Origin of the sequence: Deferribacter abyssi (assembly GCF_049472655.1) — a bacterium.
Taxonomy (GTDB): domain Bacteria; phylum Chrysiogenota; class Deferribacteres; order Deferribacterales; family Deferribacteraceae; genus Deferribacter; species Deferribacter abyssi.
Map to the genome: position 1 here is coordinate 41,737 of NZ_JAQNCS010000009.1, position 23,037 is coordinate 64,773.

28 protein-coding genes are annotated in these 23,037 nt (G+C 29.9%); 3 read left to right on the forward strand and 25 right to left on the reverse strand.

Annotated elements, in window-relative coordinates; genetic code table 11:
- Window positions 1–5 precede the first annotated feature (5 nt).
- The 13 genes from OWK30_RS06380 to OWK30_RS06440 all read right to left on the reverse strand — a co-directional run bounded on the left by OWK30_RS06380 (window position 6) and on the right by OWK30_RS06440 (window position 7,726).
- The gene (locus OWK30_RS06380) at window positions 6–1,562 is read right to left on the reverse strand and encodes a PP2C family protein-serine/threonine phosphatase (protein WP_423324699.1); all 1,557 of its coding nucleotides are present in this window, start codon (window positions 1,560–1,562) and stop codon (window positions 6–8) included.
- Window positions 1,549–2,619 carry an HDOD domain-containing protein gene (locus OWK30_RS06385; protein ID WP_423324701.1) on the reverse strand — a complete coding sequence of 357 codons (1,071 nt, stop codon included), beginning with the start codon at window positions 2,617–2,619 and terminating at the stop codon, window positions 1,549–1,551. The genes OWK30_RS06380 and OWK30_RS06385 overlap by 14 nt, the downstream gene beginning before the upstream one ends.
- Window positions 2,619–2,978, reverse strand: a complete 360-nt coding sequence (locus OWK30_RS06390) for a hypothetical protein (protein ID WP_423324703.1) — start codon at window positions 2,976–2,978, stop codon at window positions 2,619–2,621. Before OWK30_RS06390 ends, OWK30_RS06385 begins: the two co-directional genes overlap by 1 nt.
- Window positions 2,975–3,331 carry a response regulator gene (locus OWK30_RS06395; RefSeq protein ID WP_423324705.1) on the reverse strand — a complete coding sequence of 119 codons (357 nt, stop codon included), beginning with the start codon at window positions 3,329–3,331 and terminating at the stop codon, window positions 2,975–2,977. Before OWK30_RS06395 ends, OWK30_RS06390 begins: the two co-directional genes overlap by 4 nt.
- Window positions 3,328–3,879: an ATP-binding protein gene (locus tag OWK30_RS06400; protein WP_423324707.1), complete on the reverse strand. Its 552-nt coding sequence runs from the start codon at window positions 3,877–3,879 to the stop codon at window positions 3,328–3,330. Before OWK30_RS06400 ends, OWK30_RS06395 begins: the two co-directional genes overlap by 4 nt.
- A 2-nt stretch (window positions 3,880–3,881) precedes the next feature.
- The gene (locus tag OWK30_RS06405; RefSeq protein WP_423324709.1) at window positions 3,882–4,502 is read right to left on the reverse strand and encodes a J domain-containing protein; all 621 of its coding nucleotides are present in this window, start codon (window positions 4,500–4,502) and stop codon (window positions 3,882–3,884) included.
- 10 nt (window positions 4,503–4,512) lie between these two features.
- A complete protein-coding gene (locus tag OWK30_RS06410; RefSeq protein WP_423324711.1) occupies window positions 4,513–5,145 on the reverse strand; it encodes a pyrimidine 5'-nucleotidase in 633 nt (210 codons plus the stop codon).
- Window positions 5,146–5,264: 119 nt separating this feature from the next.
- The gene (locus OWK30_RS06415) at window positions 5,265–6,023 is read right to left on the reverse strand and encodes a DUF3108 domain-containing protein (protein ID WP_423324713.1); all 759 of its coding nucleotides are present in this window, start codon (window positions 6,021–6,023) and stop codon (window positions 5,265–5,267) included.
- Window positions 6,020–6,493, reverse strand: a complete 474-nt coding sequence (gene ispF / locus OWK30_RS06420; RefSeq protein WP_423324857.1) for a 2-C-methyl-D-erythritol 2,4-cyclodiphosphate synthase — start codon at window positions 6,491–6,493, stop codon at window positions 6,020–6,022. The genes OWK30_RS06415 and ispF overlap by 4 nt, the downstream gene beginning before the upstream one ends.
- The gene (locus OWK30_RS06425; protein WP_423324715.1) at window positions 6,489–6,650 is read right to left on the reverse strand and encodes a hypothetical protein; all 162 of its coding nucleotides are present in this window, start codon (window positions 6,648–6,650) and stop codon (window positions 6,489–6,491) included. The genes ispF and OWK30_RS06425 overlap by 5 nt, the downstream gene beginning before the upstream one ends.
- 13 nt (window positions 6,651–6,663) lie before the next feature.
- Window positions 6,664–7,173, reverse strand: a complete 510-nt coding sequence (locus tag OWK30_RS06430; protein WP_423324717.1) for a YqiA/YcfP family alpha/beta fold hydrolase — start codon at window positions 7,171–7,173, stop codon at window positions 6,664–6,666.
- Window positions 7,174–7,175: 2 nt separating this feature from the next.
- A complete protein-coding gene (locus OWK30_RS06435; RefSeq protein WP_423324719.1) occupies window positions 7,176–7,445 on the reverse strand; it encodes a metal-sensitive transcriptional regulator in 270 nt (89 codons plus the stop codon).
- Window positions 7,446–7,591: 146 nt separating this feature from the next.
- Window positions 7,592–7,726, reverse strand: a complete 135-nt coding sequence (locus tag OWK30_RS06440; protein ID WP_423324721.1) for a hypothetical protein — start codon at window positions 7,724–7,726, stop codon at window positions 7,592–7,594.
- Between the two features lie 463 nt (window positions 7,727–8,189).
- Here OWK30_RS06440 and OWK30_RS06445 point away from each other — a divergent pair, with 463 nt between their 5' ends.
- From OWK30_RS06445 to OWK30_RS06455, 3 genes are all read left to right on the forward strand, one after another.
- Entirely contained in the window at window positions 8,190–8,705 is a 516-nt protein-coding gene (locus OWK30_RS06445; protein WP_423324723.1) for a hypothetical protein, read from the forward strand.
- Window positions 8,692–9,912 carry a cation:proton antiporter gene (locus tag OWK30_RS06450; protein WP_423324725.1) on the forward strand — a complete coding sequence of 407 codons (1,221 nt, stop codon included), beginning with the start codon at window positions 8,692–8,694 and terminating at the stop codon, window positions 9,910–9,912. Before OWK30_RS06445 ends, OWK30_RS06450 begins: the two co-directional genes overlap by 14 nt.
- Before the next feature lie 112 nt (window positions 9,913–10,024).
- Window positions 10,025–11,494, forward strand: coding sequence for a hypothetical protein (locus OWK30_RS06455; protein WP_423324727.1), 1,470 nt, complete (start codon window positions 10,025–10,027; stop codon window positions 11,492–11,494).
- Here OWK30_RS06455 and murB read toward each other — a convergent pair.
- The 12 genes from murB to ychF all read right to left on the reverse strand — a co-directional run bounded on the left by murB (window position 11,487) and on the right by ychF (window position 22,992).
- Window positions 11,487–12,350, reverse strand: coding sequence for a UDP-N-acetylmuramate dehydrogenase (gene murB / locus OWK30_RS06460; RefSeq protein WP_423324729.1), 864 nt, complete (start codon window positions 12,348–12,350; stop codon window positions 11,487–11,489). The genes OWK30_RS06455 and murB overlap by 8 nt on opposite strands.
- Complete coding sequence (gene mtnP, locus OWK30_RS06465; RefSeq protein WP_423324731.1) at window positions 12,347–13,138, reverse strand: S-methyl-5'-thioadenosine phosphorylase; 792 nt, start codon at window positions 13,136–13,138, stop codon at window positions 12,347–12,349. Before mtnP ends, murB begins: the two co-directional genes overlap by 4 nt.
- Before the next feature lie 28 nt (window positions 13,139–13,166).
- Window positions 13,167–13,778 carry a trimeric intracellular cation channel family protein gene (locus OWK30_RS06470; protein WP_423324733.1) on the reverse strand — a complete coding sequence of 204 codons (612 nt, stop codon included), beginning with the start codon at window positions 13,776–13,778 and terminating at the stop codon, window positions 13,167–13,169.
- Entirely contained in the window at window positions 13,775–14,422 is a 648-nt protein-coding gene (locus tag OWK30_RS06475; protein WP_423324735.1) for an ABC transporter ATP-binding protein, read from the reverse strand. The genes OWK30_RS06470 and OWK30_RS06475 overlap by 4 nt, the downstream gene beginning before the upstream one ends.
- Complete coding sequence (locus OWK30_RS06480; protein WP_423324737.1) at window positions 14,422–15,654, reverse strand: lipoprotein-releasing ABC transporter permease subunit; 1,233 nt, start codon at window positions 15,652–15,654, stop codon at window positions 14,422–14,424. The genes OWK30_RS06475 and OWK30_RS06480 overlap by 1 nt, the downstream gene beginning before the upstream one ends.
- A gap of 3 nt (window positions 15,655–15,657) precedes the next feature.
- On the reverse strand, window positions 15,658–17,211 hold the full coding sequence (gene guaA / locus OWK30_RS06485; RefSeq protein ID WP_423324739.1) for a glutamine-hydrolyzing GMP synthase: 1,554 nt from the start codon (window positions 17,209–17,211) through the stop codon (window positions 15,658–15,660).
- A gap of 154 nt (window positions 17,212–17,365) precedes the next feature.
- Complete coding sequence (gene guaB / locus OWK30_RS06490) at window positions 17,366–18,835, reverse strand: IMP dehydrogenase (protein WP_423324741.1); 1,470 nt, start codon at window positions 18,833–18,835, stop codon at window positions 17,366–17,368.
- A 61-nt stretch (window positions 18,836–18,896) separates the two neighbouring features.
- Window positions 18,897–19,709: an NAD+ synthase gene (locus OWK30_RS06495; protein ID WP_423324743.1), complete on the reverse strand. Its 813-nt coding sequence runs from the start codon at window positions 19,707–19,709 to the stop codon at window positions 18,897–18,899.
- Window positions 19,710–19,741: 32 nt separating this feature from the next.
- Entirely contained in the window at window positions 19,742–20,569 is an 828-nt protein-coding gene (locus OWK30_RS06500) for a nitrilase-related carbon-nitrogen hydrolase (protein ID WP_423324745.1), read from the reverse strand.
- A 42-nt stretch (window positions 20,570–20,611) separates the two neighbouring features.
- Window positions 20,612–21,109 carry a cyclic pyranopterin monophosphate synthase MoaC gene (moaC, locus tag OWK30_RS06505; RefSeq protein WP_423324747.1) on the reverse strand — a complete coding sequence of 166 codons (498 nt, stop codon included), beginning with the start codon at window positions 21,107–21,109 and terminating at the stop codon, window positions 20,612–20,614.
- Between the two features lie 10 nt (window positions 21,110–21,119).
- Entirely contained in the window at window positions 21,120–21,836 is a 717-nt protein-coding gene (locus tag OWK30_RS06510) for an SH3 domain-containing protein (protein WP_423324749.1), read from the reverse strand.
- 64 nt (window positions 21,837–21,900) lie between these two features.
- Window positions 21,901–22,992 (reverse strand): redox-regulated ATPase YchF, encoded by a 1,092-nt coding sequence (gene ychF / locus OWK30_RS06515; RefSeq protein WP_423324751.1) that lies wholly within the window; start codon window positions 22,990–22,992, stop codon window positions 21,901–21,903.
- Window positions 22,993–23,037 lie beyond the last annotated feature (45 nt).

Sequence of the window (23,037 nt, forward strand, 5' to 3'; positions counted from 1 at the left end):
AAGAATCATTTGAAATATGTGTACATACAGGTAAAATCATCCCTTTGAGTATTCTTGTTTTGTACAAGCTCATTATATAAATCAAAAACAAATCTCTTTTCATATTTTCTATTGTTTTTCAATTTAGACTTTATTTTATCATACTGAATATACTCTACTATCCCATCTGAATAAATAAATAATATATCCCCTGGATCTATACTTATTTTATTCACAATATACTCTTCCTCGAAAATTCCAAAAGGTAAATACTCAGAATTTAACTCAACAACTACATTCCCTTTTAATAAGTAAACTGGCTCATGTCCAAACGACTGATAGTAAAGGCAGGAATTCAACCTATCAAAATAAGCGATAAATGCTGTTATAAATTTACCATCCAAATTTTTTTCACACAAAAATTTATTCAATTTTATCAGTTTTTTTACAAACTCATCCTTTTCAAAAGCTAAATCAGAAAAAGTGCTCAATACTACAGTAAGAATAGAAGCAGAATACCCCTTCCCACAAACATCTGCCAGGGCAAAATAATAATCATCATCAATTTTTCTAAACTCCAAATAATCACCACCTGCCATTTTAGCAGGAATGTTTATACCACTAACAATTATATTTTCATCTTCATAATTAATTTGTTGTTTACTAAATTTATTTAAAATTTCTATAGTATGATTAATTTCCTGCTCTTCCAATTTGTACTTTAAAATTTCTTTCATTCTTCTAGCATTTTCCAAAGCAATCTTTAAAATTAAGGAAATAAGTTCTGCAAATTCCTTATCAGGGATAAAATCATATTTTATATTAAATAAACAAATTTTAACATTTTCTGATTCAATAGGAATTAAAAAAATATTATCAATGTGATATTTATTTGAAAATACTCCTCCTTCAATAAATACAGTATCAAAAGTTTGATCAATATAATTTCTCAATGTTTTATCTTCAATTAAAATCTCATCTAAAACACTCTTCTCTAATCCTATAAACTCATATTCATCACCCTTCATTAAAAACGATGCCTCTGCAGAAAAAGTATCCATAAAATATATCAGCGATTTTGATAAAATCTCATTTTCTTCTAATAACCCTAATACATTTTTTGCTTTTTTGATAAACTCTATTTTTTGTTGATATCCAATAAATGCTTTTAACCTTTCGTCAGAGGCAACCAACTCATAAACTTTCCTACCAATCGAAGGTATCACAATCTCCAAATAATTAACCACTTCACTATCTAGTTTTTCTTGTATAAAAACTGTATAAAAAAGATTGTTTTTATATTTTAAATTTATTACAATACTTGCCTCTAAAACCTCATCAAAAACACTCAACCTTACATCTTGCAAAACAACAAAATCTCCAGCAATATCGCTCAAATCTATAAACGAATGAAATTTAACTCCATAATTCACTATAGGCTTTGCAATAACCCCTTCTACTTTAAAAATGATAAACTTATTGATATTATGTTTTTTTAAAAAACCCAAAAAACCTTGAATAAAAACATTCAACGACTCCGCTTCGTACAATGTTACCAAACTTTTTAAATCAAAAAAACTCATCATAATTCTCTTGTAAAACCATTTCCACCCTTGGACTTAAATCAAAAAGGCTAATTCCAAGCTTTTCACATAACTCATTCATGTTTCTCTCAAAATCATCCATTTTGCTTAACATGTTTGCATAATATACAGCTATAGAATAAACATCATCATCAACCATATTATGATGATTTTTCACTGCATTAACGATAGAATCGTCTACGTTCCACTTTTTTAAAATCAAACCAGATGTTTCAGCATGATTTATACCAAACATTTCATCTTCATCTTTAGCAAAAACAATCGGCTTAGTTAAAAAGTCTACTAAAATAATTTTTCCTAAATCATGCATCAAACCAGCTAAATATAAAGAATCTGAATCCAAATCATTATGCAACTTCCCTATCTCCTCAGCAATTCTCGCAACAACAAATGAATGTAACCATAAACTCTTAGCATCTGTGTTATAATTAACTAAATTTTTATTAAAAAGATCCATACTAAAAGCTGCAAGTGCAATATTTTTTATTGTACTCATTCCAAGAAGTATGGCTGCTCTATCTATACTCGTAATTTCCTTTCTAATACCGTAAAAAGGGGAATTCACAATTCTTAAAACTTTACCAACAAGCCCTTGATCTTTTTTCACCTCATTGATAACTTCTTTAAAAGTGGATTTATCATTGGTTGTCAATTTCAGTAATTTCTGAACTATATCTGGTAATGATGGTAAACTTTCAGCTTTAGCAATCACTCTTGACTTTATGATTTCAAGACTATCCGATAACTTTTGCTGATCAATATTTAATTTGTTTAAAATTTTATTCTTATCTAACGGAGGGTATATAATACCATCAACTCTATATAGGCTTAATTTCTCAAAAATTTTTTGGTCTTTTACTTTGATATAAAAAAAAGTCTTCTTTTGAAAAGACTTGGGAAGTCTCAACAAAGTTTCAACACTATCAACAACATATATTTGAAATTCGAATTCTTCATTATCTACAATAAAAAACTCTGGAAGAGTTCTCTTGAACTGAGCAACATCTTCCAGAGAGCCAAAAACTCTATATTTCATTAATAACTAACTTTTAAAATATTAACACTAGACGTAAGCTCTTCACCTTTTTTTTCATTAATTATCGTAGGCATAGCTATTTTTAAGTTTTTGTGTTCATCAATCTCCACTAATGCAGTTGCTTCATACACACCATAAACAGCACCAACAATCGCACCAGCAGCAGCGCCATAAGATATATACTCAAGATGATCTTGTGGTTTATCCTGAAAAACTAAAAGAGCAGTCCCTATTATTGCTCCAGTCAATGCACCATAAGCAGTATCTTGTAGGATTATTCCACCTCTTGTTTCTGCATAAGAATTACTAAAAACACCTACCATAAAAACAAAAATAATTGCTACTATTAGTCTTTTCATACCAACCCCCTGATTTTATTTATTAATTCTCTTGGACTAAAAGGTTTTGTTAGATAATGGGCAACTTTAAGCTCATTCCCTTTTTGCATCGATTCCATATCTGTCCTTGCAGTAAGAAAAATTATTGGTATATCTTTTAGGCTATCTTTCTTTTTAATCTCATTTGCAGCCTGAATCCCATCCATCATAGGCATATTAATATCTAAAACTATCACATCTGGTACTAATTTCTCTGCTAATACAACTGCATCTTTTCCATTATTTGCTTCGTAAACTTCATAGCCATTTTTTTTCAAATGCATAACCACTATTTTTCTCAGCCTTAATTCATCATCAGCAATTAACACTTTCATAACACCCTTACCTCAACATATTCATCTTTATATATCGATATGTTGTATTTTTCCAGCAAATTATTAATTTTAAAAAGAAAAGGGGATAATTTATCATGCTTTATTATAAATTTTACACTCTTATTTCTAATCTCTAGCTTTATTTTATCAGAATATTCTTTAATACATTCTGCCAACAAAACACCTATGATATTTTTAAAAACATAATAATTAACCTTAACTTCAAAGTCCTCTTTATTATCTAGAATAAACTTTACTCTGTTTGACTCAAAACTGTTAAACATACTAACTAGTTTTTCAACAGGATCAACAAGCTTGAAAGAACTTGCTTCTATACAGATCTTATCCGTTAAGATATCAAATAAATTACTCATTAAAGCATCATAAATATCTAATAAAAAGGCTGAAAAACTTATTGAGTCTCGTAAATTTTCAAACTCCTCATCAAAATCCAATAATTCAATACCACTTACTATAACAGCCAGCTGAGTTCTTATATTATGCAAAAAATAATTGTTTATTTCTTTTGCAATTTCCCATTTATCCATATTTATTTCTTGAAGAATCTTCCAAACATACCTTTTTTATCTTTCACTAATTTATCCTTTAATTTATCTTTGGGATAACCTAGTTCTATGGCTTTATTATAATATTCATATGCAGCCTTGTATAATTTTTTCTTACAATAAATATCACCTAACAAAACATAATTCTCAGGATTCCACGGTTCTTCTCTGATCAACTCAAAACAAAGCTGCTTAGCATCATAAAGACGTCGTTCTTTATGCATATAACTTTTTACTAACCACTGCTTATACCTAGTATTATTATCCTTTCTAAGTGCTTCTTCAAACATATATATTGCATTATTAATATCACCTTCTTTAAAATATTTTATACCTGCTGCAAAAAACTTTTTTGCAACTTGTTTGTAATTTATTTCTTTTTTCGATTCATATATATCATCATTTAAATCAGCTGCTTCATCACCTTTCAGAACATCCATCAAATAATTATAAGCCTTTGTAACTGCGATAAATTCTTCTTGAGTGTTTTTATTCACATCAGGATGGAACAGTTTTGCAAGCTCAAAATACCTTTTTTTAACATCTGCAATAGATGCTTTTTCATCTAACCCAAGCAAACTTAGACATGTTTTAAATTTGTCCATTTGTTAAACCTTATTTGGCAAGTAATTTTAGTTGAATTATATCATAAATAGAATCAAAATTATAATCAAAGTTTAAATTTTTCTTCCAAACCAAAGCAGTTTTAAAACCCACCTCTTTTGCTCCATCAAGATTAACCTCCATATCTTCAAAAAACAAGGATTTTTCAGGTTTTACCCTACTATTCTTTAAAAAGTAATAGAAACTCTCCACAAAAGGTTTTGGCTTATAATCTAAATCTTCAATAGAATAGATAGCATCAAACTCTTTTAAAATTCCCAAGTACTCCAATACATTAAAAGCGTGTTTCTTTGAACCATTTGTGTAAACAATTTTCTTCTGTTTAAATTCTCTTAATATTTTCAAAAGCAACTCATCTTTTTTAATCAACCTAGAATAATCTATATTATGCACATACTCTAAATAATCGTTAGGATTGATGGAAAAATTCTTTATTAAACCATTCAAAGTTGTCCCATATTTATCACGATACTCTTTTCTCAATTTATTTACAATATTTGGAGAAATACCTACCTTATCAATCATAAAATCATTAATTAGACTATCCACAGCTTTAAGAACATTACTCTTAGGATTATAAAGAGTATTGTCTAAATCAAAAACTAAATATTCAAATTCATTCATAGCTATATTTTAAACAAAAAATAAAATAACTCAATATTTATATGACTTAAAACCGCTATATTATCAAGACATTTCACACAAAAAAAGATGGTTTCATTAGCGCTTCGCTCAATTAAATCTCAATTTGCATCATTTACTACAGACGAGTCATACTTGTTATATTTTATTAATTTATCGCATATTTTCTTTATCAAACTTCTGTCCCCTTCCACACTCACACTTCTCAACTTAGCTCTACCTATTGTGAATTCAACCCAAATTCTGTCCATCATCATATCTTTATTAACAAAAATCCACCAATACCCTTTAGGCACTAACAAACCAGAGGTTTTAATATCAGGTTTTAATCTAATTATTCTGTAACCTTCTCCTTTAGTCTCATTAATTGGAATTTTATAAGTCTTTTTATCGTAAAAAAGTTGAAAATAATTTTTATACAACCCACATTGTAAATTTAAAGTATAAAAGTATGGGTCAAAAATATACTTCTTATTTACAACACCTTTTTTAATATACCCTTTCCCTTTTTTAAATTTAATAATCTTATAATTCAGATTCTTACGGCTGTATGTATAAATATGGTCCCTTTTATAATCACCTTCCCTTTGAAAAAATTTAAAATGATACACACCTCTTTTTAAACCAATTAATGAATATCCTTTATCATCAATCCGCTTAATTAATGAAATAAGCGTATTCGTCTTGATATAACTTGATATTTTAATTTTGTCTGAATCAAAACTGTATTCAATACAAGCCTCTCCAAGAGGTATAAAGTAGTAAGCTTTATAACATACCGTTAGTTTTTCTTCTGCCAATACTTGTGAAGCAAAAGTTATACAAAAAATAATAAAAACTATTGAAAAAATATTTTTCATTCTTTTATCAAAGTGCTTACAGCCAAAACAGCTACACCTTCACTTCTTCCAGTAAACCCCAATTTTTCCGTTGTGGTTCCATTAATTGTAACGTCATCATATTCAATTTTTAAAATTGCTGAAAGAGCTTCACGCATTCTGTCAATAAATGGTGAAATCTTGGGTGCTTCAGCAATAACTGTACAATCAACATTAGATATATAAAAACCTTTTTCAGTTACCATATTGACAGCATGTTCTAACAAAATTTTTGAATCGATGTCTTTATATCTTTTATCATTATCAGGAAATACTTTCCCTATATCAAGTCCACATGCTGGAGATAATATGGAATCAATAATGGCATGAATAAGCACATCAGCATCCGAATACCCTAAAAGCCCATATTTATATGGAATTTCCACACCGCCAAGAATCAGTTTTCTTCCTTCACAAAATCTGTGAACATCAAAACCTATCCCAGTCTTAATCTTCATCTTTTTTCTCTTTTATTTCTCCTTCACTTTCTTCACGAATTGTCAAATCTTTTGTAAAGTCAGGACAATGTGCAGGATCTTTTATATAATACTTTTTCTGACAGTGCTCTCGCCAAGCACAAATAGAACATGTAATTTTATTAGTCTCCATTAAACCACCCCTTTTAAATTAAATCTACTCTCATTAAAAAGTTTTCAAAAATTTTTTCAATATCATCTATACATCTCAATAATCTGTGTTCATCATCAATTAGATGAAGAGGTATACTGTATTTTTTACAATAATTAAAGATCTTATCTACAGAGATAATACTATCTTTATAACCATGAACTACTTCAATTAAACTCTTCTCTACAAAAAGCTCCTTTTCACAATAAATTTCATTTTCTATCATCACAGCTGGAGCTAGTAAAAATATCCCATCAGGATTAATCTTTTTACCTGCTACAAGAGAAATATAACCTCCCATACTTGAACCAACTAAAACAATTTTTTCATAATTCTCAGGAATAAAATTTAAAAGCTTTTTTACCCTTTTTTCAGGGTCATAAATACCTCGATAATCTATACTAATGGCATTCCAACCTTTTTCAATTGCTACATTGGATAATCTCTTAATTTTTATTCCATCTGGTGTGCCTTCTTTACCATGAGAAAAAACTACTAACTTCATATTTACTTCAAATACCTGTCAATGGTCTTAATAAGCTCTTCAATAATCTCTTCTGAATCATCAGACTTGATAGCATTTACAACACAGGTATTAACATGCTTCTTTAAAATCTTTAAAGCCACTTTATCCAAAGCTCCCCGTACTGCTGAGACTTGATTTATTATATCTATGCAGTATTTATCGGTTTCAATCATCTTTACAATCCCTCTTACCTGCCCTTCTATTTTGGCAAGTCTTGTCAGTAAGTCTTTTTTCAAATCTTCATCAAACATATCAACCTCCTTCCTTTAATTTGGCTTTTAAATTAAAAGATGTCAACACTATTAAACCATGGAGTCACCCCATTTTTATAAAACTTTGTTTGAAATTTTTTATAAAAAAGAATGTTTTTGGTTGTTTAAAAATTTTGTTTATGATATTAATCAATTATGAATGAATTCTTTATTTCAATGATTATTTTTGCATTTGCTTTTTTTAGCTCTCTTTTATACCTTGCCAAAGGCAAAAAGAATAATCTTTTATCATATTTATTAAATCTTAATCTTGAATACATTTTAGTTGGAATAATTATTTATTATTTATCAAAAAACCTTTTCACTAATAAGTACGATTTTTTACCGTATTTAGCATTTTTAAATGTCTTTGTTGGAATATTACTTGGCTCTCAATACAAAATATCTCTTTTAAAAACAATCAATCACCGTTTTTATATTTTTCTTTCTGTTATATACCTTTCGCACCTCTTGTTACTTTGTATAATCTTCTCATACTTTAGTAATAAATATATACCTTTATCAATTGCATTTAATGCTACTTTTCCGTTTAGCTCAATATTGCTTAGTAAACTACTAAAAAATAATAATAAAAATACATATAACAACATGGTATTAATTTCTTTGTACCCTTTATTTTCCCTTTTTGCATATACAATTTTCTTTTCCTCAAAAATACAATATTATAACATTATCTTTACTGTTATTTTAGTTTTATCAATAATCCTTGTAATAGCCAAAACAATGCACTTTAATGATAAAAGAGTAGTATATACATTGAATTTTTTAATTGTTATGATTTTTACAGGTATTTCTATGTCAATTAAATTATCTCCACTTATGACTGGATTCTTAGCTGGATTATTAATGGCTAACATCCAGCTTGGTGATGTTTTTTTAAACACTATAAGTTTTATAGACAAATTCATTTACATCATAATTTTTATAATTATGGGATTTTTCTTAGCATCAAGTACTAATACATTTAACTTTAATTATATACTTTTATCCCTATTAATTTGCATATCATTTTTAATTATTCGAAAAATAGTTGCAAAGATTTTTTTTGAAAGGCTAATTTACAAAAGTACCAACACAAAAATAAATCTATCAAATATTGGTATTATTCCGGCTATAATTATTTTTGATCTTAAAATTATGAATATTACCAATTTAACAAACTATTTGGCTCCCCTTGTCATCACTTTTATAATACTTGAAATTTACAACTTTGTGGAAATGAAAAATGAAGTTAGTTAATAAACTTTTTCTTATAATTATATTAACTATAATAGCTATAATCATCAACAATACAATAAAGCTACATTATACTTTAAGTATTGGTATCTCATTTCTTATTGCCCTCATAACTGCTGAAACATTCTATCCAATAGGACTACCAAGATTATCATCCTTTCTTATAATCGGTTTAATTTTAGGCCCCTATGTATTGAATATTTTTAACAATGAGCTTTTAATAAAAACAAAATTCTTAGATTCTATCGCGCTTGGAATGATTGCTTTAGTAGCAGGATGCGAAATAGATTTTAAAAGTAACTTTAGAGATTTTCTAAATTTTGGAAAATTTACAATTATTCAAATAATAATTTTATCCATTATTGCAGCACCACTTCTTTTTCTAATTTTCGAAATTTTCATACCTGACTTTGCCTTTATAGCGCCTGTTATTTTTCTGACAATAATTTTTAATGCCACATCTCCTTCTACCACTGTTTCAATCATAAAAGAGACAAAAGCTCAAAACACTCTTTCTTCCTTAGTTCTTACTTCAGCAATAATAAAAGACATAATCATAATATTAATGTTTACTTCTATTCTTTCCATTTTTTCCACAAGTGGAGAAAACTCCGTATTTTCTGTTTTCTTAAAAGAAGTATATTCAAGTATACTAGGAATAGGAATAGGAATAATAATTATTTTATATATGAAGTTCATAAATATTAACAATGGTTCTTTTTTCTTACTCATATTGGTAGGAACAAGTCTCATCTCATCTGCTATTCATTTAAACAATTTGCTTATCTTTCTTTTCGCTGGTATCATTGTAAATAATTATTCTAAATATGGACACCAAATAAATGAAATTTTTGAAACAAATTTTGAGCTCATCCTTCTTGTTTTTTTCTTCTCAGCAGGAGCTTCGATCAATCTTACTGCTTTGAAGAATATGATCTTTATAGCTATCATAGTGTTTATATTAAGAACATTGCTTCTATATATATCTGCAAATATATCGGGTAAAATATGTAAAATTGATAAGACAGCTTCCGCGTATTCTACATTCGGTTTTATAAGTCAAGCTGGAGTGAGTATCGGTTTCACTAAGATCATCGCAGATTCATTCCAATGGGGAGTTCACTTCAGCACACTACTTTTTGCTGTTATCAGCATTAACCAAATTATTGGCCCAATTCTTTTTAAAATATATCTCAACAAATATGAATAAAGTTATATAATATTTGTTTGCTAAATAGTGCTTTATAATATAAATTAACTATATAGCCTATAAAATAGAAAATAAAAAATATCTATTATAAACAAAAAGTTGGGAGATCACTTTGAATATTAATGAACTTGTTAGGATTCATGATAAAAATCAGTTTGAAATAAAACTAGGGTATCTTATCAATAACAAAAAGAAAAATACTGAATATAGTATAAACATATATTTTTTTATCCCTAAAAACCTCGGTATAAATAAATATACATATTCAAATCATCATTTCTTTGAAGATTTTTACAGCTACGTAAGATTAATTACACCAAAAGATTCACTGAAAAGTTTAATTTCAAGACTTAATAAACTTCATGAATTTTTAAAAAAATATAATTTTGAAATAGATAAACACTTAAACCACATAAATTATGAGCTTAAAATGACAATATGCTCTTATAGAGCCTATTTAAGAGACTTTTCTAAGAAAATTTTAAATAAAGCTAAATGTGAAAAAAAATCTATAACAGAACTTATTGAAGATATAACTACTTTTAGAGAAATTATTAGAAAAATCTCACTCTTTTACCACAATACAAAAAACGAAAAATTAATAGATTTATTTAAATTTACAGACGAATACAGCAGTCTTTTAACCGATGTTTATCTTTTTCGTATTCTTAAACCCTTACTTTCTGAAAATAAAGTTGAATTAACAACAAAAATCAAAGATTTTCTTAAAAGAGAAATTAAATATAGAGCTGAAAATGGAATGTCTGTGGTAACCTCATGTGATGCAAACAATGAAGAACTTATATATAAATACTCAGTATATAAAAAATATTTTTACAATATACTTTTTCTATCTCAAAAGAAAAAAGAAGATGCTACAGAACTCAGGCATTTCGCTTACGCTATTGCAGCAGGTATTGCAATGATATTTGCTACTTCAATAGCTTTTATTACTCAGAAAAAATATGGCAATTTAACTATGTCATTTTTTGTAGCCCTTGTTATCAGCTATATGTTTAAAGATAGAATAAAAGATTTCTTTAGACAGATGTTTGATAATAAATTTATTTTTAAGAAAGTCTACGATTTTAGGAACAAAATATATGATCTTGAAAGGTTTCGACTCTTTGGTTTTTATAAAGAAAGAGTTCGTTTTATTTCTGAAAAAGATGTTCCTAAAAAAATACTTGCCACTAGATTAAAAAAAACTGACAGTAATATAACAACATGGTATTTAGGAGAAAATATTTTAAAGTATGAAAAAAAAATCAAGTTATATAACGACAAAATAATTAACTCTTTTAAAGACAAGATTGAAGGATTAAATGATATAGTACGATTCAACATTAATAAGTTTACTAAAAAAATGGATGATCCTACATTAATTTTATACACTTTCTCTAATAATTCTTTAAAAAAAGTTAAAGCCTCAAAAGTATATCACATTAATTTAGTAATTGAATTTCAATCTGAAGATAAACAATATTTTTATAAAGTAAGACTTATATTAACAAAAGATGGAATAAAAAGAATAGAAATCCCAGAATATGACTTAACAATAGAAAATGAGCATATCATTTGATAATTTTTACTTCAGGCTCTAAAAGTATACCAAATTTTTCATAAACAGTTGATTGTACATGATCTATTATAGCAAGAATATCCCTTGACTTAGCATTTCCACAATTTACAATAAAATTTGCATGTTTTTCAGATACTTTGGCTCCACCTATAGAAAAACCTTTTAGTCCTGCATCTTCAATCAATCTCCCAGCATAATCTCCAGATGGTCTTTTAAAAACTGAACCACATGAAGCATACTCAAGAGGTTGTTTATTTTCTCTCTTTATAAGAATATCACTTTTAATCTTTTTCAACTCTCTAATATCACCTTTTCTTAATACAAAACTAGCACTCAAAATTACCTTATTTTTTAACCCCTTTGCATTTCTATATGAAAAAAGGCAATTCTCCCTTTTAATAGTTACAAAACATTCTTTATCTATATCATAAACTAAACAATCAATTAAAATATCTTTAATTTCCATTCCAAAAGCACCTGCATTCATCTTAACAGCTCCACCTACAGAACCAGGAATACCGGCAAATTTTTCAAATCCAGCAATTCCGCTGTTAATAGAAAAATCTACAAGTTCTATTAAACCTACACCACAACCAGCAACTAAAACTTCTTTCTTATCAAGAATCCATCTGTTTAACAGTGCTGTTGAAATAACTACTCCATCAAACCCTTCATCCATAAAAAGAACATTCGAACCAAAGCCAATTATTTCATAAGATATTTTCTCCCTTTTTGCCCATAAAATAGCTTCAACTAATTCTCTACTTGTTATAGGCATAATAAAATATTTTGCAGGCCCACCAACTTTATAAGTTGTATACTTAGATAAAGGTTCATTTTTGATTATCCTTATCATTTGCTAATCTTTGTATCTTTTAATGCTTTTTTACACTCACATTCCTTTTTAATTAGCTTAAGATTTTTAGTAATATTATTAACAATCAATTTTATTTTTTCATTATTTTGTCTCATCACCTCAAGAACTTCATTAACAGTAAGTTTTTGAGTTGTTGTCCCTGCAGCATAATTAGTAACCACACTAACATTTGCATAACAGATTTCAAGTTCCCTAGCCAATACACATTCAGGAAATAGTGTCATTCCCACAATATCAGCTCCTAAATTCCTAAAAACCTTAATCTCTGCAGCAGTCTCAAGCCTTGGACCATTTGTACAAATGTACGTTCCTTTATCAAAAAAACTCTCTATTACAGCTACAACGCTTTTTATTAGCACATTTCTAAGCTCAGGACAAAATGGGTTTGTAAAATCAATATGGTGTATATCTTCTTCATCATAATAAGTAGATTCTCTACCACTTGTAAAATCTATTGCATTATCTGGGACTAATATATCACCAGGTTTTAAAAGTTCATTAATTCCACCTACAGCAGTAAATGATATTATATGTTCTACACCAATCTCTTTAAAACCATATATATTTGCTCTGTAATTCACCTTGTGTGGAGGAATCTTATGACCCTGCCCATGTCGATTTAAAAAATAAAATTCATACATATCAAAATAAAATTTCTTATATTTGTCAGTTGGTTTTCCATAGTGGCTAACAATTTCTATATCCTCTACAAATTCAAATCCATCAATTTCATATAAACCACTACCACCAATTATCCCTATTTTCATAAAACACCCCGCTAAGAATACAAAAAAGTTATTTCGGTTTTGGCAAATTCCAATTTTTTAATATTGCAAGTAGTCTTATAATAAAAACTACCATAACAGACACCAAGATACTCACCCCATCAGATACCCCTATTTTCTTAGCTGAAATAAATAAAATACCACCCACAAGACAGGCAGAAGCATAAATTTCTTTCTGCAAAACTAAAGGGATTTCATGCTGTAACACATCTCTAATCATTCCGCCAAAAGTTCCTGTCATCACACCTAAAAATACAGAGCCAATCATCCCTATATTATACTCAAGCCCAATGGATGTCCCAATCACTGTAAAAATACCAAGGCCGAGGGCATCCATTATCAGTAAAAACTTGAATCTTCGTTCTATAACATAATGGAAGTAAAATGTTAATACAGATACAAGTATGGAAATGATAAGATAATTATAATCCTTAAATATAAATGGAGGTATTCTACCCACAATTATATCTCTCAAAGTCCCACCACCTACAGCAGTAACAACACCTAAAAAAGTAATCCCATAAATGTCCATTTTCTTACGTACACCAGCAATGGCACCACTTGCTGCAAAAGCAGCAGTACCAACTAAATCAAAAAAATAAATAATTTTTGGGAATGTCAAAGTTTCTCCATCCTCAAAGTTCTTTTAGCAACTGAAGCAATCTTTTCATCATGTGTTACAAGTATAATAGAAAGCCCTTCAGCATTTAATCTTTTAAACTCATCAATAATAATCCTACTATTATCTTTATCAAGATTCCCCGTAGGTTCATCTGCAAAAAGCACAGATGGATCATTAATCAATGCTCTAGCAATGGCAACCCTCTGCTGTTCTCCTCCGGATAATTCTTTCGGAAAATGATTTATTCTACCTTCAAGCCCCATTTTAACCAAAATTTCTTTAGCTCTACTAAAAGCATTATTTTCACTATCATTAATCATTCCTGGAATAGCAACATTTTCTAAAGCTGTAAAATCATTTAATAAATAATGAAATTGAAATACAAAACCGAAATGTTTATTTCTAATATTGTCAAGATTTTTTCGATCATTATAAATATTTTCTCCATTAAAAAACACAAACCCCTCATCAGGTTTCTCTAATCCTCCCAAAATATGCAATAAAGTTGATTTTCCTGCTCCAGATGGTCCAACAACCGCCACAAAATCTCCCTTCTCCATCTCAAAATTAAAACCTTCTAACACTTTTATTGTAGAATTACCTTTTTTATAACTTTTATATAAACTTTTAGCTTCCAAAATCATTATTCATTCCTCAACAACTCAATGGGATCAAGCTTTGCTGCTTGTCTTGATGGAAAAATAGACGAAATGTAAGTAATAATAATAGCACTGACTGTCACTATCATAAACACACTTGGCATGATCTTCACTGGTATTCTATCCATATAATAAATATCTTCAGGTAAACTGATGATTTTGTACTTCTCCAAAATAACACATATGAGATATCCAAGAATATTGCCTATTACTGTTCCCACTATTCCTATAAATAACCCCTGTTTAACAAAGACTTTTCTTATCAAAGATTCACTCGCTCCAAAAGATCTCAAAATAGCTATATCTTTTCTCTTATCCTTCACCGTCATTGTAATCAAGCTAATAATATTAAAAGAAGCCACCACTACAATAAGAGTCAAAATTACAAACATTGCTGTCTTTTCCAACTTTAAGGCAGAAAAAAGATTTCTGTTCATGCTAAGCCAATCTCTGGCCCAAAAAGGAAATCCTAATACTTTTTGAATTTCTTCAGCAATTATACCACTTTTATTAAAATCGACAGTTTTTACTGATAATCCGGTAACTCCTCTTTTGGTTATTTTAAAAAAATTCTTAAGATCATCTAAATACACAAAAATTAATGAATTGTTATATTCATACATACCTGTATCAAAAATAGCTATCACTTCAAAACGCTTCATTATCGGAGTAAATCCAAAAGGACCTTTTTTACCAAAAGGCGAAATTAAAACCACATCATCACCTATAGTAACCCCCATTGTTTGCGCAAGATCCTTACCTAAAACAACTTTTGGCTTACCATCTTTTTTTGCAAGATTATATATATTTCCTTCTTTTATAAATTTACCAAGGTTTGTAGCTTTTACTTCAAGCTCAGGAATTATACCTTTTACAGCCACCCCATTTACTACATCTCTGGTACTCACAAGCACCTGACTCATTATAAAAGGAGAAACTGCCTCAACCCCTTTAACAGCTTTTACTTTTTTTATAATATCCATCCAATTTTCAATGGGTGTTCCATCCAACTTATTTATTACAATATGCGAATTTGCACCTACAATTTTCTCTTTTAAATTTTCAGAAAATCCTGTTAAAACGCTTGTAACTACAATGAGAGTAGCTACACCCAACACTATCCCAACTATAGATATAAAAGAAATAAAAGACAAAACCTTTGAAGACTTTTTAGAACGCAAGTATCTATAAGCTATGAAGTTATCAATTTTGGCCACACATCACTCCCACTCAATCGTAGCAGGTGGTTTTGAGCTTATATCATAAACTACTCTGTTTATCCCTTTTACTTCATTAATAATCCTATTCGAAATTCTAGCTAGCACATCATAAGGAATCCTTCCCCAGTCTGCAGTCATCCCATCAAGACTTGTAACTGCTCTAAAAGCCAAAACATGTTCATATGTTCTTTCATCTCCCATTACTCCCACACTTTTAACAGGCAAAAGTACAGTAAACGCCTGCCAAATCTCCCTGTAAAGTCCTGCCTTTTTTATCTCCTCAATAGCTATAAAATCAGCATTTCTTAAAATATCAAGACGCTCCTTTGTAACACTTCCAATTACTCTTATTGCAAGTCCTGGACCAGGGAATGGATGCCTATAAACAATATCTTCAGGCAATCCTAACTCTAAACCTACCTGTCTCACTTCATCTTTAAACAATTCTCTTAGCGGCTCAATCAATTGAAAATTCATCTTCTCTGGTAACCCACCTACATTATGATGAGTCTTTATAGTTGCAGATGGCCCTTTAAAAGATACTGATTCTATCACATCAGGATATAGTGTCCCTTGGGCCAAAAAATGGAATTTACCAAGTTTTAAAGCTTCTCTTTCAAAAATCTTTATAAATAAATTTCCAATAATTTTACGTTTTTTTTCAGGGTCTGTAATTCCTCTTAATGATTTTAAAAACTCTTCTTCAGCATCCACATATACAAGGTTTATTTTAAAGTTTTCCTTAAATGTCTTAATAACCTGTTCAGGCTCATCTTTTCTAAGCAAACCGTTATTAACAAATATACAAGTCAGCTGATCACCAATAGCTTCATGTAAAAGCACAGATACTACTGAAGAATCAACACCTCCACTTAATGCACAAAGAACCCTTTTATCACCAACAATGCTACGAATTTTTTCAATTTCATTGTGAATAAAATTTCCTGGAGTCCAAACTGGTAAACAGCTACAAATTTTTATAGCAAAATTTGCTAGAATCTTATTTCCATAATCTGTGTGAGCCACCTCTGGATGAAACTGGATCGCATAATAAGGTTTTTCTTTATGTTTCATTGCTGCAATAGGAGAATTAGCTGTAAATCCAATCACTTCAAAATCTGATGGGATTTCCTCAAGCCTGTCCCCGTGACTCATCCAAACTTTTAATTGCCCATTATTCAAAGGAATGTCATCAAAAAGAAGATCACTTTTTTTAACTACAAGTTCTGCATGTCCATATTCTCTTTTCTGAGACTTTGCAACAATTCCTTCAAAATGTGTACACATCAACTGCATACCATAACAGATACCTAAAATAGGAACATTAAATTCATATATACTTTTGTCAATTATCGGTGCATTAGCATCATAAACACTTTTTGGACCACCAGAAAGTATAATCCCTTTTGGATCAAAATCCTTAATCTTATCTATACCACAATTATATGGAAAGATTTCACAATAAACTCTGCTTTCTCTTATTCTCCTCGCAATTAGTTGTGTATATTGTGACCCAAAATCAAGAATTAAAATCTTATTTTTCAAATAATCCATTTTACACCTCAAACTGATATACTTTTAACTCAAAAACGATATTGTAATTAACCTTTTAGTAATAACTGTGTTAGGAAAAAATCTCCTTTATGAATTTTAATCTCTTGTCTAAATATAGTAAATAAACAACCTCATTTTATCAACCAATACTAATTTAAATATTTCTCCAGTAATTTGGTGCTTCTTTAGTAATAATTACATCATGCACATGGCTTTCTCCTAATCCAGCATATGTGATTTTAACGAATTTTCCTTTCTTTTTTAACTCACTAATAGTAGCACAACCACAATAACCCATTCCAGATTTTAAACCACCTACTAACTGATAAATGGTATGGCTCAAATCCCCTTTATAATGAACTCTCCCCTCAATCCCTTCAGGAACAAACTTGTTTTCCATCTCCATTTCATCTTGAAAATACCTGTCCTTGCTACCCTTTTTCATAGCACCTAAAGATCCCATACCCCTATAAACTTTATAGCTTCTTCCTTGATACAGTTCAATCTCTCCAGGCGACTCCGTAGTACCAGCCAGAAGAGATCCTATCATAACCACAGACGCACCAGCTGCTAATGCTTTTACAATATCACCCGAATACTTAATACCACCATCAGCAATTATGGGAATTTGGTATTTATCAGCAACTTCAGCACAGTCCATTATGGCTGTAATTTGAGGAACTCCAACACCAGCAATTACTCTGGTGGTACAAATAGAACCAGGCCCGATTCCCACCTTTACACAGTCTGCTCCAGCCTTTATTAAATCTTCACAAGCCTCAGCCGTAGCAACATTTCCAGCTACAAGATTCAACTCAGGATATTTCTTTTTTATAGCCTTTACCGTATCTATAACCTTCTCCGAGTGACCATGTGCAGTATCAACCACTATCACATCAACATTTTTTTCAACCAAAGCATCTACTCTATCCATTGTATCAGGAGCAATACCAACAGCAGCACCTACTCTCAATCTGCCCAATTCATCTTTCGTTGCATTAGGATATTTTAGTTTTTTATTTATATCTTTGATTGTTATTAACCCTTTTAATTCAAAGTTATTATCCACAACTAGCAATTTTTCTATTCTGTGCTTTTGCAAAAGTTCTTTAGCTTCATCAAGAGATGTTCCAACAGGCACCGTAATAAGATTATCCTTCGTCATAAACTCTTCTACTTTTCTATGATACTCCTCTAAAAATCTCAAATCTCTGTTTGTAATAATTCCTACTAATTTATGATCTTTAACCACAGGGATACCGCTAATTTTGTATTTTGCCATCAAATCAAGGGCATCTCTAACCGTCTTATCCGGTTCTATAGTTATAGGATCCACAATCATTCCACTTTCCGATCTTTTAACCTTGTCCACCTCTTCAGCCTGTTCTTCAATACTCATATTTTTATGAATAAACCCCAACCCTCCTTCTTGAGCAATAGCTATAGCCATTTTAGCCTCTGTCACAGTATCCATGGCAGCACTTACAATTGGGATATTCAGTTCGATTTTATCAGTAAGTTTAGTCTTTGTAGACACATCCTTTGGCAAAATACTGCTTCGCTGTGGAACAAGTAACACATCATCAAAAGTTAATGCTTCCTTTATAATCTTCTTACTATACATGCAACACCTCAATATCTATTATAGTTTAAAAGTAAAGCGATCGGACAATAATGTAAAATACTTAGTATCCCCAATCTCTACTATATCTAAAATCTTTATCAATAGTTCTATTGCTAATCTTTGCAATAACAGGAAGTTGTCTTTTAAACTGATTACGTCTAATCCTGTCATAAACATCTTTCACAAAGCCCTCATCAAACCCCATCCTTATTAACTCCTGCTTACTTCTTCTTTCATCAATCATTGCATACAACAATTTATCCACTTCTCTGTATGAAAAACCTAGTTCATCCTCATCTTTTTGACCAATCCATAAATCTGCCGTTGGACTCTTTTTAATAACCTTTTCAGGAATACCTAAATACTCTGCCAAATCCCACACCTGTGATTTATATAAATCGCCTATCGGATTAATTGCAGAAGCCATATCTCCATACCAGGTTCCGTACCCTAGTAGCAATTCTGTTTTATTACTAGTTCCTAATACCAGAGCATTGTTTTCAGCTGATTTATCAAAAAGAATAATCATTCTCATCCTCGCCATAACATTACCTTTTCTAAGTTTTGAAATATCAGAAAATCTCTCAAAATAAGGATCAACAAAAGGCGTAATCTCTATAATATCAAAATTAACTCCTAAAAAATCAACTATTAGCTTAGCATCATTAAGACTTTCTTCATTACTAGTTTTATAAGGTAGAGCATAAGTATATACTCTTTCTTTTCCTAAAGCTAGTGTAGCTAAAGTAGCACTTAAAGCAGAATCAATCCCACCACTAAGTCCTACAACTACATTTTCTAACCCTACTTTTTCTACTTCATCTTTAATAAAAGTAGTAAGAACTTTTGTAACATATTCATTATTGAGTTTCATACCACACCTTTATCTAGTTATTTTCCTCTTTTTCAGTGAGAGTTAATTAATTTTGCAATAATCGAAGATTTATCATCTTTTAAAAACGGAGAAATGATTCTAACTCTTCTAACCTCATCTTTATCAAGTCTTGAAGTAGCTATTTCTTTATCGAAAAGAGAACATTCTTTTACAACTTCCCCCATTGGAGAATAGATTATTGAACCACCCCAAAATGTAACCCCCTCTTCCACTCCGATTCTGTTCACAAAAACTGTATAAGCATTACAACTGAGTGCCATGTATTTTAGTGCTGTATACCAGAAATCTTTCGAATAAAATTTTTTTTCTTCTAACCCTCTAGCAGGGCTATTAGATATGACAAATATAACTTCAGCCTTTTGAAGTTTCATTGCATAGATGGAGCTAACCTGTAGCGCATCTTCACAAATCAATATACCAACCCTTAAATACCTTGTATTAAAAACAGTAAATGAATTACCAGGAGTAAAATATCTTCCTTCCTCAAACATTGTATAATCAGGTAAATAAACCTTTTTGTGGATATGTTTTAATTCTCTATCTTCTAAATAAAAAGCAGAATTATATAAAAGAAAATTCTCATCTTCAAAAACACCGCCAACTACAATAGAAATATATTTTGAGAACTCTTTTAACTCTTTTAATATATGAGAATGTATGCTTAAGCTTGTCTCTTCAACCAAATCTCTTAAAAAATAACCAGTAAGAGATAGTTCAGGAAAAATAATAATATCTGATTTTGATTCAATAGCTTTTTCAATTAAATCGTAATGTTTTTCTGCATTTTTAGTTAAATCACCTAAAACTGGACTCATCTGCGCTATTGTTACTTTAACCATACTTCACCACTCATAATTTATTAATTAATATTTTCTTCATTTTCATTTAAAAACTTTATTATCCAACTGATTTCTCACAAAAGTCCCACTCTTACCACCTGTTTTTTTCAAAAGCATAATATCCGAAATCACCATTTCCTTATCTACTGCTTTACACATATCGTATATAGTCAAAGCAGCAATTGACACCCCTGTAAGTGCCTCCATCTCAACACCTGTCTTTCCACTAAGTTTTACTTTACAATCAATCCTTATTCTGTTTTTTTCTTCCTCAGGATTAAACACTATCTCCACACCCGTTATATTTAAAGGATGACACATGGGTATCAAATCTGATGTCTTTTTCACTCCCATAATACCTGCCACTCTTGCAACTTCAAACACATTACCTTTTTCTATCTTTTTATTTACAATCATCATCAAAGTCTCAGGCTTCATATAAATATAACCACATGCATGAGCCTCTCTTTTAGTAACGCTTTTCTCCGTTACATCTACCATTCTACTTCTACCTTCTTCATCAAAATGTGTAAATTTCATCATTTCCTCTCTATCTTTTTATCTCTGCAAATAACGAGTTTAAAGAAACATTACACTCAATGTAATCCCAAATCTTACCATCAAAATTTTTGATTTCAAAAAATCTATTATCCCTATCAGTATACCTCAACTTTGCATATAATTCAGCTTTTTTATCATTTCTATTCTTATCATATACATATATTTCATAATACCTATAACGTTCCATAAACATCTTAAAAAAAACAACTTCTAAAAACTGCTTTATCAAATCCTGAAAAGGATTTTCATTCTTACTTACAACTACACCTTTTTTAATGTTCCAAAAATAGTAAAGCTCAACTCGCAATGTATCATCAAATTTCTTAACACTTTTCAATTTAAAATTTGGAACATAACCCATATCTAAAAAAAACTTTGATTCTGTCATATTGAAATTGAATCTTTGAATAAAACTTTTAAGGTCTATTTGTAATTTTTTAAGTTGATAAGGGCCTTTTTTTACTTCTTTTTTTAAAGTATATCTCAATTCAATAGTATTTTTAAGAACAAAACCTGTCCTTACATTGTTGTATTTTACTTTATACCATTTATCATTATAGTCTTGAATAACTATTATTTTCGAACCTTTATATAATCTTCTTAATTTTTTAGACTTTAAATTAGGTTGTTTATAAACATATGTTGACACTTTCACCTTTGCTAAAGTTTCAAGAAATCTGACCATATTCTTAGATTTAGTAGACACATTATCAGCCGCAAAGGTATATATTGAGAAACAAAAAAAGAAAAATAAAAAATTTAAAAGTTTTTTAAACATTGAATCTAAAATAGATAATATCACCATCTCTCACAAGATATTCCTTACCTTCCAGTCTCAATTTACCAAGTTCTTTTATTTTTTGTAGCGATTTATATTCCTTAAAGGTTTCAAAGTCAACTACTTCAGCTCTGATAAATCCTCTTTCAATATCTGAATGAATTTTCCCAGCGGCTTTAACCGCAGAAGTCCCATCTTTAATTGTCCAAGCTTTTACTTCTTTTTCTCCTGCAGTAAAGAATGTAATTAAATTTAACAATTTGTATCCTTCCAATATCATTGACTCTAACCCAGACCTCTCCAGTCCTATTTCTTCCAAAAACAGCTTTGCTTCTTCTTCTTCAAGTTCAGCCAACTCAGCCTCTATCTTACCACAAATCTTTACCACTCTTGCCTTCTCACTCTCAGCAATCTCTTTTACAGCTATAATATAATCATTATCCTCATAAAGACCTTCTTCATCTACATTTAACACATACATCATAGGTTTTAAGGTCAATAAATTGTACTCTTTCAGTAACTCTTTTTCTTCTTCATTCACAATATCTTTCAACATTACACCTTGAGACGCTCGAACATAAATGTCTTTCAATACATTTAATCTTTCTTTAAGCTCTTTGTTACCACTTTTTGCATTTTTTTCTACTTTTACAATAGCTCTTTCAAGCACCTCTAAATCCGCTAATAGAAGTTCAGTGTTTATGATTTCAATATCGTTTCTAGGATCAACATTCCCATTAACATGCACAATATTTTCATCATTAAAACATCTAACCACATGTGCTACAGCATCAACTTGTCTTATGTTTGAAAGGAATTGATTCCCTAGTCCTTCGCCTTTACTAGCACCTTTCACAAGCCCCGCAATATCAACAAACTCAATTGTCGTAGGAGATATCTTTTTCGGCTTTATACATTCAGCAATAAAATATAATCTATCATCAGGAACATTTACAATACCTACATTGGGATCTATAGTACAAAAAGGATAGTTAGCACTATCTGCCTTTGCTCTAGTAAGTGCATTAAAAATTGTCGACTTTCCTACATTTGGTAAACCGATTATCCCACAATTAAAACCCATTACAACCTCACTTTTGATTTTAGATCATTAAACATTTATTAAAAT

Bases quoted from the DNA above. Each gene is read 5' to 3' on its own strand.
- OWK30_RS06380 (WP_423324699.1), bottom strand. From the start codon at position 1,562: ATGAGTTTTTTTGATTTAAAAAGTTTGGTAACATTGTACGAAGCGGAG.
- OWK30_RS06385 (WP_423324701.1), bottom strand. From the start codon at position 2,619: ATGAAATATAGAGTTTTTGGCTCTCTGGAAGATGTTGCTCAGTTCAAG.
- OWK30_RS06390 (WP_423324703.1), bottom strand. From the start codon at position 2,978: ATGAAAAGACTAATAGTAGCAATTATTTTTGTTTTTATGGTAGGTGTT.
- OWK30_RS06395 (WP_423324705.1), bottom strand. From the start codon at position 3,331: ATGAAAGTGTTAATTGCTGATGATGAATTAAGGCTGAGAAAAATAGTG.
- OWK30_RS06400 (WP_423324707.1), bottom strand. From the start codon at position 3,879: ATGGATAAATGGGAAATTGCAAAAGAAATAAACAATTATTTTTTGCAT.
- OWK30_RS06405 (WP_423324709.1), bottom strand. From the start codon at position 4,502: ATGGACAAATTTAAAACATGTCTAAGTTTGCTTGGGTTAGATGAAAAA.
- OWK30_RS06410 (WP_423324711.1), bottom strand. From the start codon at position 5,145: ATGAATGAATTTGAATATTTAGTTTTTGATTTAGACAATACTCTTTAT.
- OWK30_RS06415 (WP_423324713.1), bottom strand. From the start codon at position 6,023: ATGAAAAATATTTTTTCAATAGTTTTTATTATTTTTTGTATAACTTTT.
- OWK30_RS06425 (WP_423324715.1), bottom strand. From the start codon at position 6,650: ATGGAGACTAATAAAATTACATGTTCTATTTGTGCTTGGCGAGAGCAC.
- OWK30_RS06430 (WP_423324717.1), bottom strand. From the start codon at position 7,173: ATGAAGTTAGTAGTTTTTTCTCATGGTAAAGAAGGCACACCAGATGGA.
- OWK30_RS06435 (WP_423324719.1), bottom strand. From the start codon at position 7,445: ATGTTTGATGAAGATTTGAAAAAAGACTTACTGACAAGACTTGCCAAA.
- OWK30_RS06440 (WP_423324721.1), bottom strand. From the start codon at position 7,726: ATGTATTCAAGATTAAGATTTAATAAATATGATAAAAGATTATTCTTT.
- OWK30_RS06445 (WP_423324723.1), top strand. From the start codon at position 8,190: ATGCACTTTAATGATAAAAGAGTAGTATATACATTGAATTTTTTAATT.
- OWK30_RS06450 (WP_423324725.1), top strand. From the start codon at position 8,692: ATGAAGTTAGTTAATAAACTTTTTCTTATAATTATATTAACTATAATA.
- murB (WP_423324729.1), bottom strand. From the start codon at position 12,350: ATGATAAGGATAATCAAAAATGAACCTTTATCTAAGTATACAACTTAT.
- mtnP (WP_423324731.1), bottom strand. From the start codon at position 13,138: ATGAAAATAGGGATAATTGGTGGTAGTGGTTTATATGAAATTGATGGA.
- OWK30_RS06475 (WP_423324735.1), bottom strand. From the start codon at position 14,422: ATGATTTTGGAAGCTAAAAGTTTATATAAAAGTTATAAAAAAGGTAAT.
- guaA (WP_423324739.1), bottom strand. From the start codon at position 17,211: ATGGATTATTTGAAAAATAAGATTTTAATTCTTGATTTTGGGTCACAA.
- guaB (WP_423324741.1), bottom strand. From the start codon at position 18,835: ATGTATAGTAAGAAGATTATAAAGGAAGCATTAACTTTTGATGATGTG.
- OWK30_RS06495 (WP_423324743.1), bottom strand. From the start codon at position 19,709: ATGAAACTCAATAATGAATATGTTACAAAAGTTCTTACTACTTTTATT.
- OWK30_RS06500 (WP_423324745.1), bottom strand. From the start codon at position 20,569: ATGGTTAAAGTAACAATAGCGCAGATGAGTCCAGTTTTAGGTGATTTA.
- moaC (WP_423324747.1), bottom strand. From the start codon at position 21,109: ATGAAATTTACACATTTTGATGAAGAAGGTAGAAGTAGAATGGTAGAT.
- ychF (WP_423324751.1), bottom strand. From the start codon at position 22,992: ATGGGTTTTAATTGTGGGATAATCGGTTTACCAAATGTAGGAAAGTCG.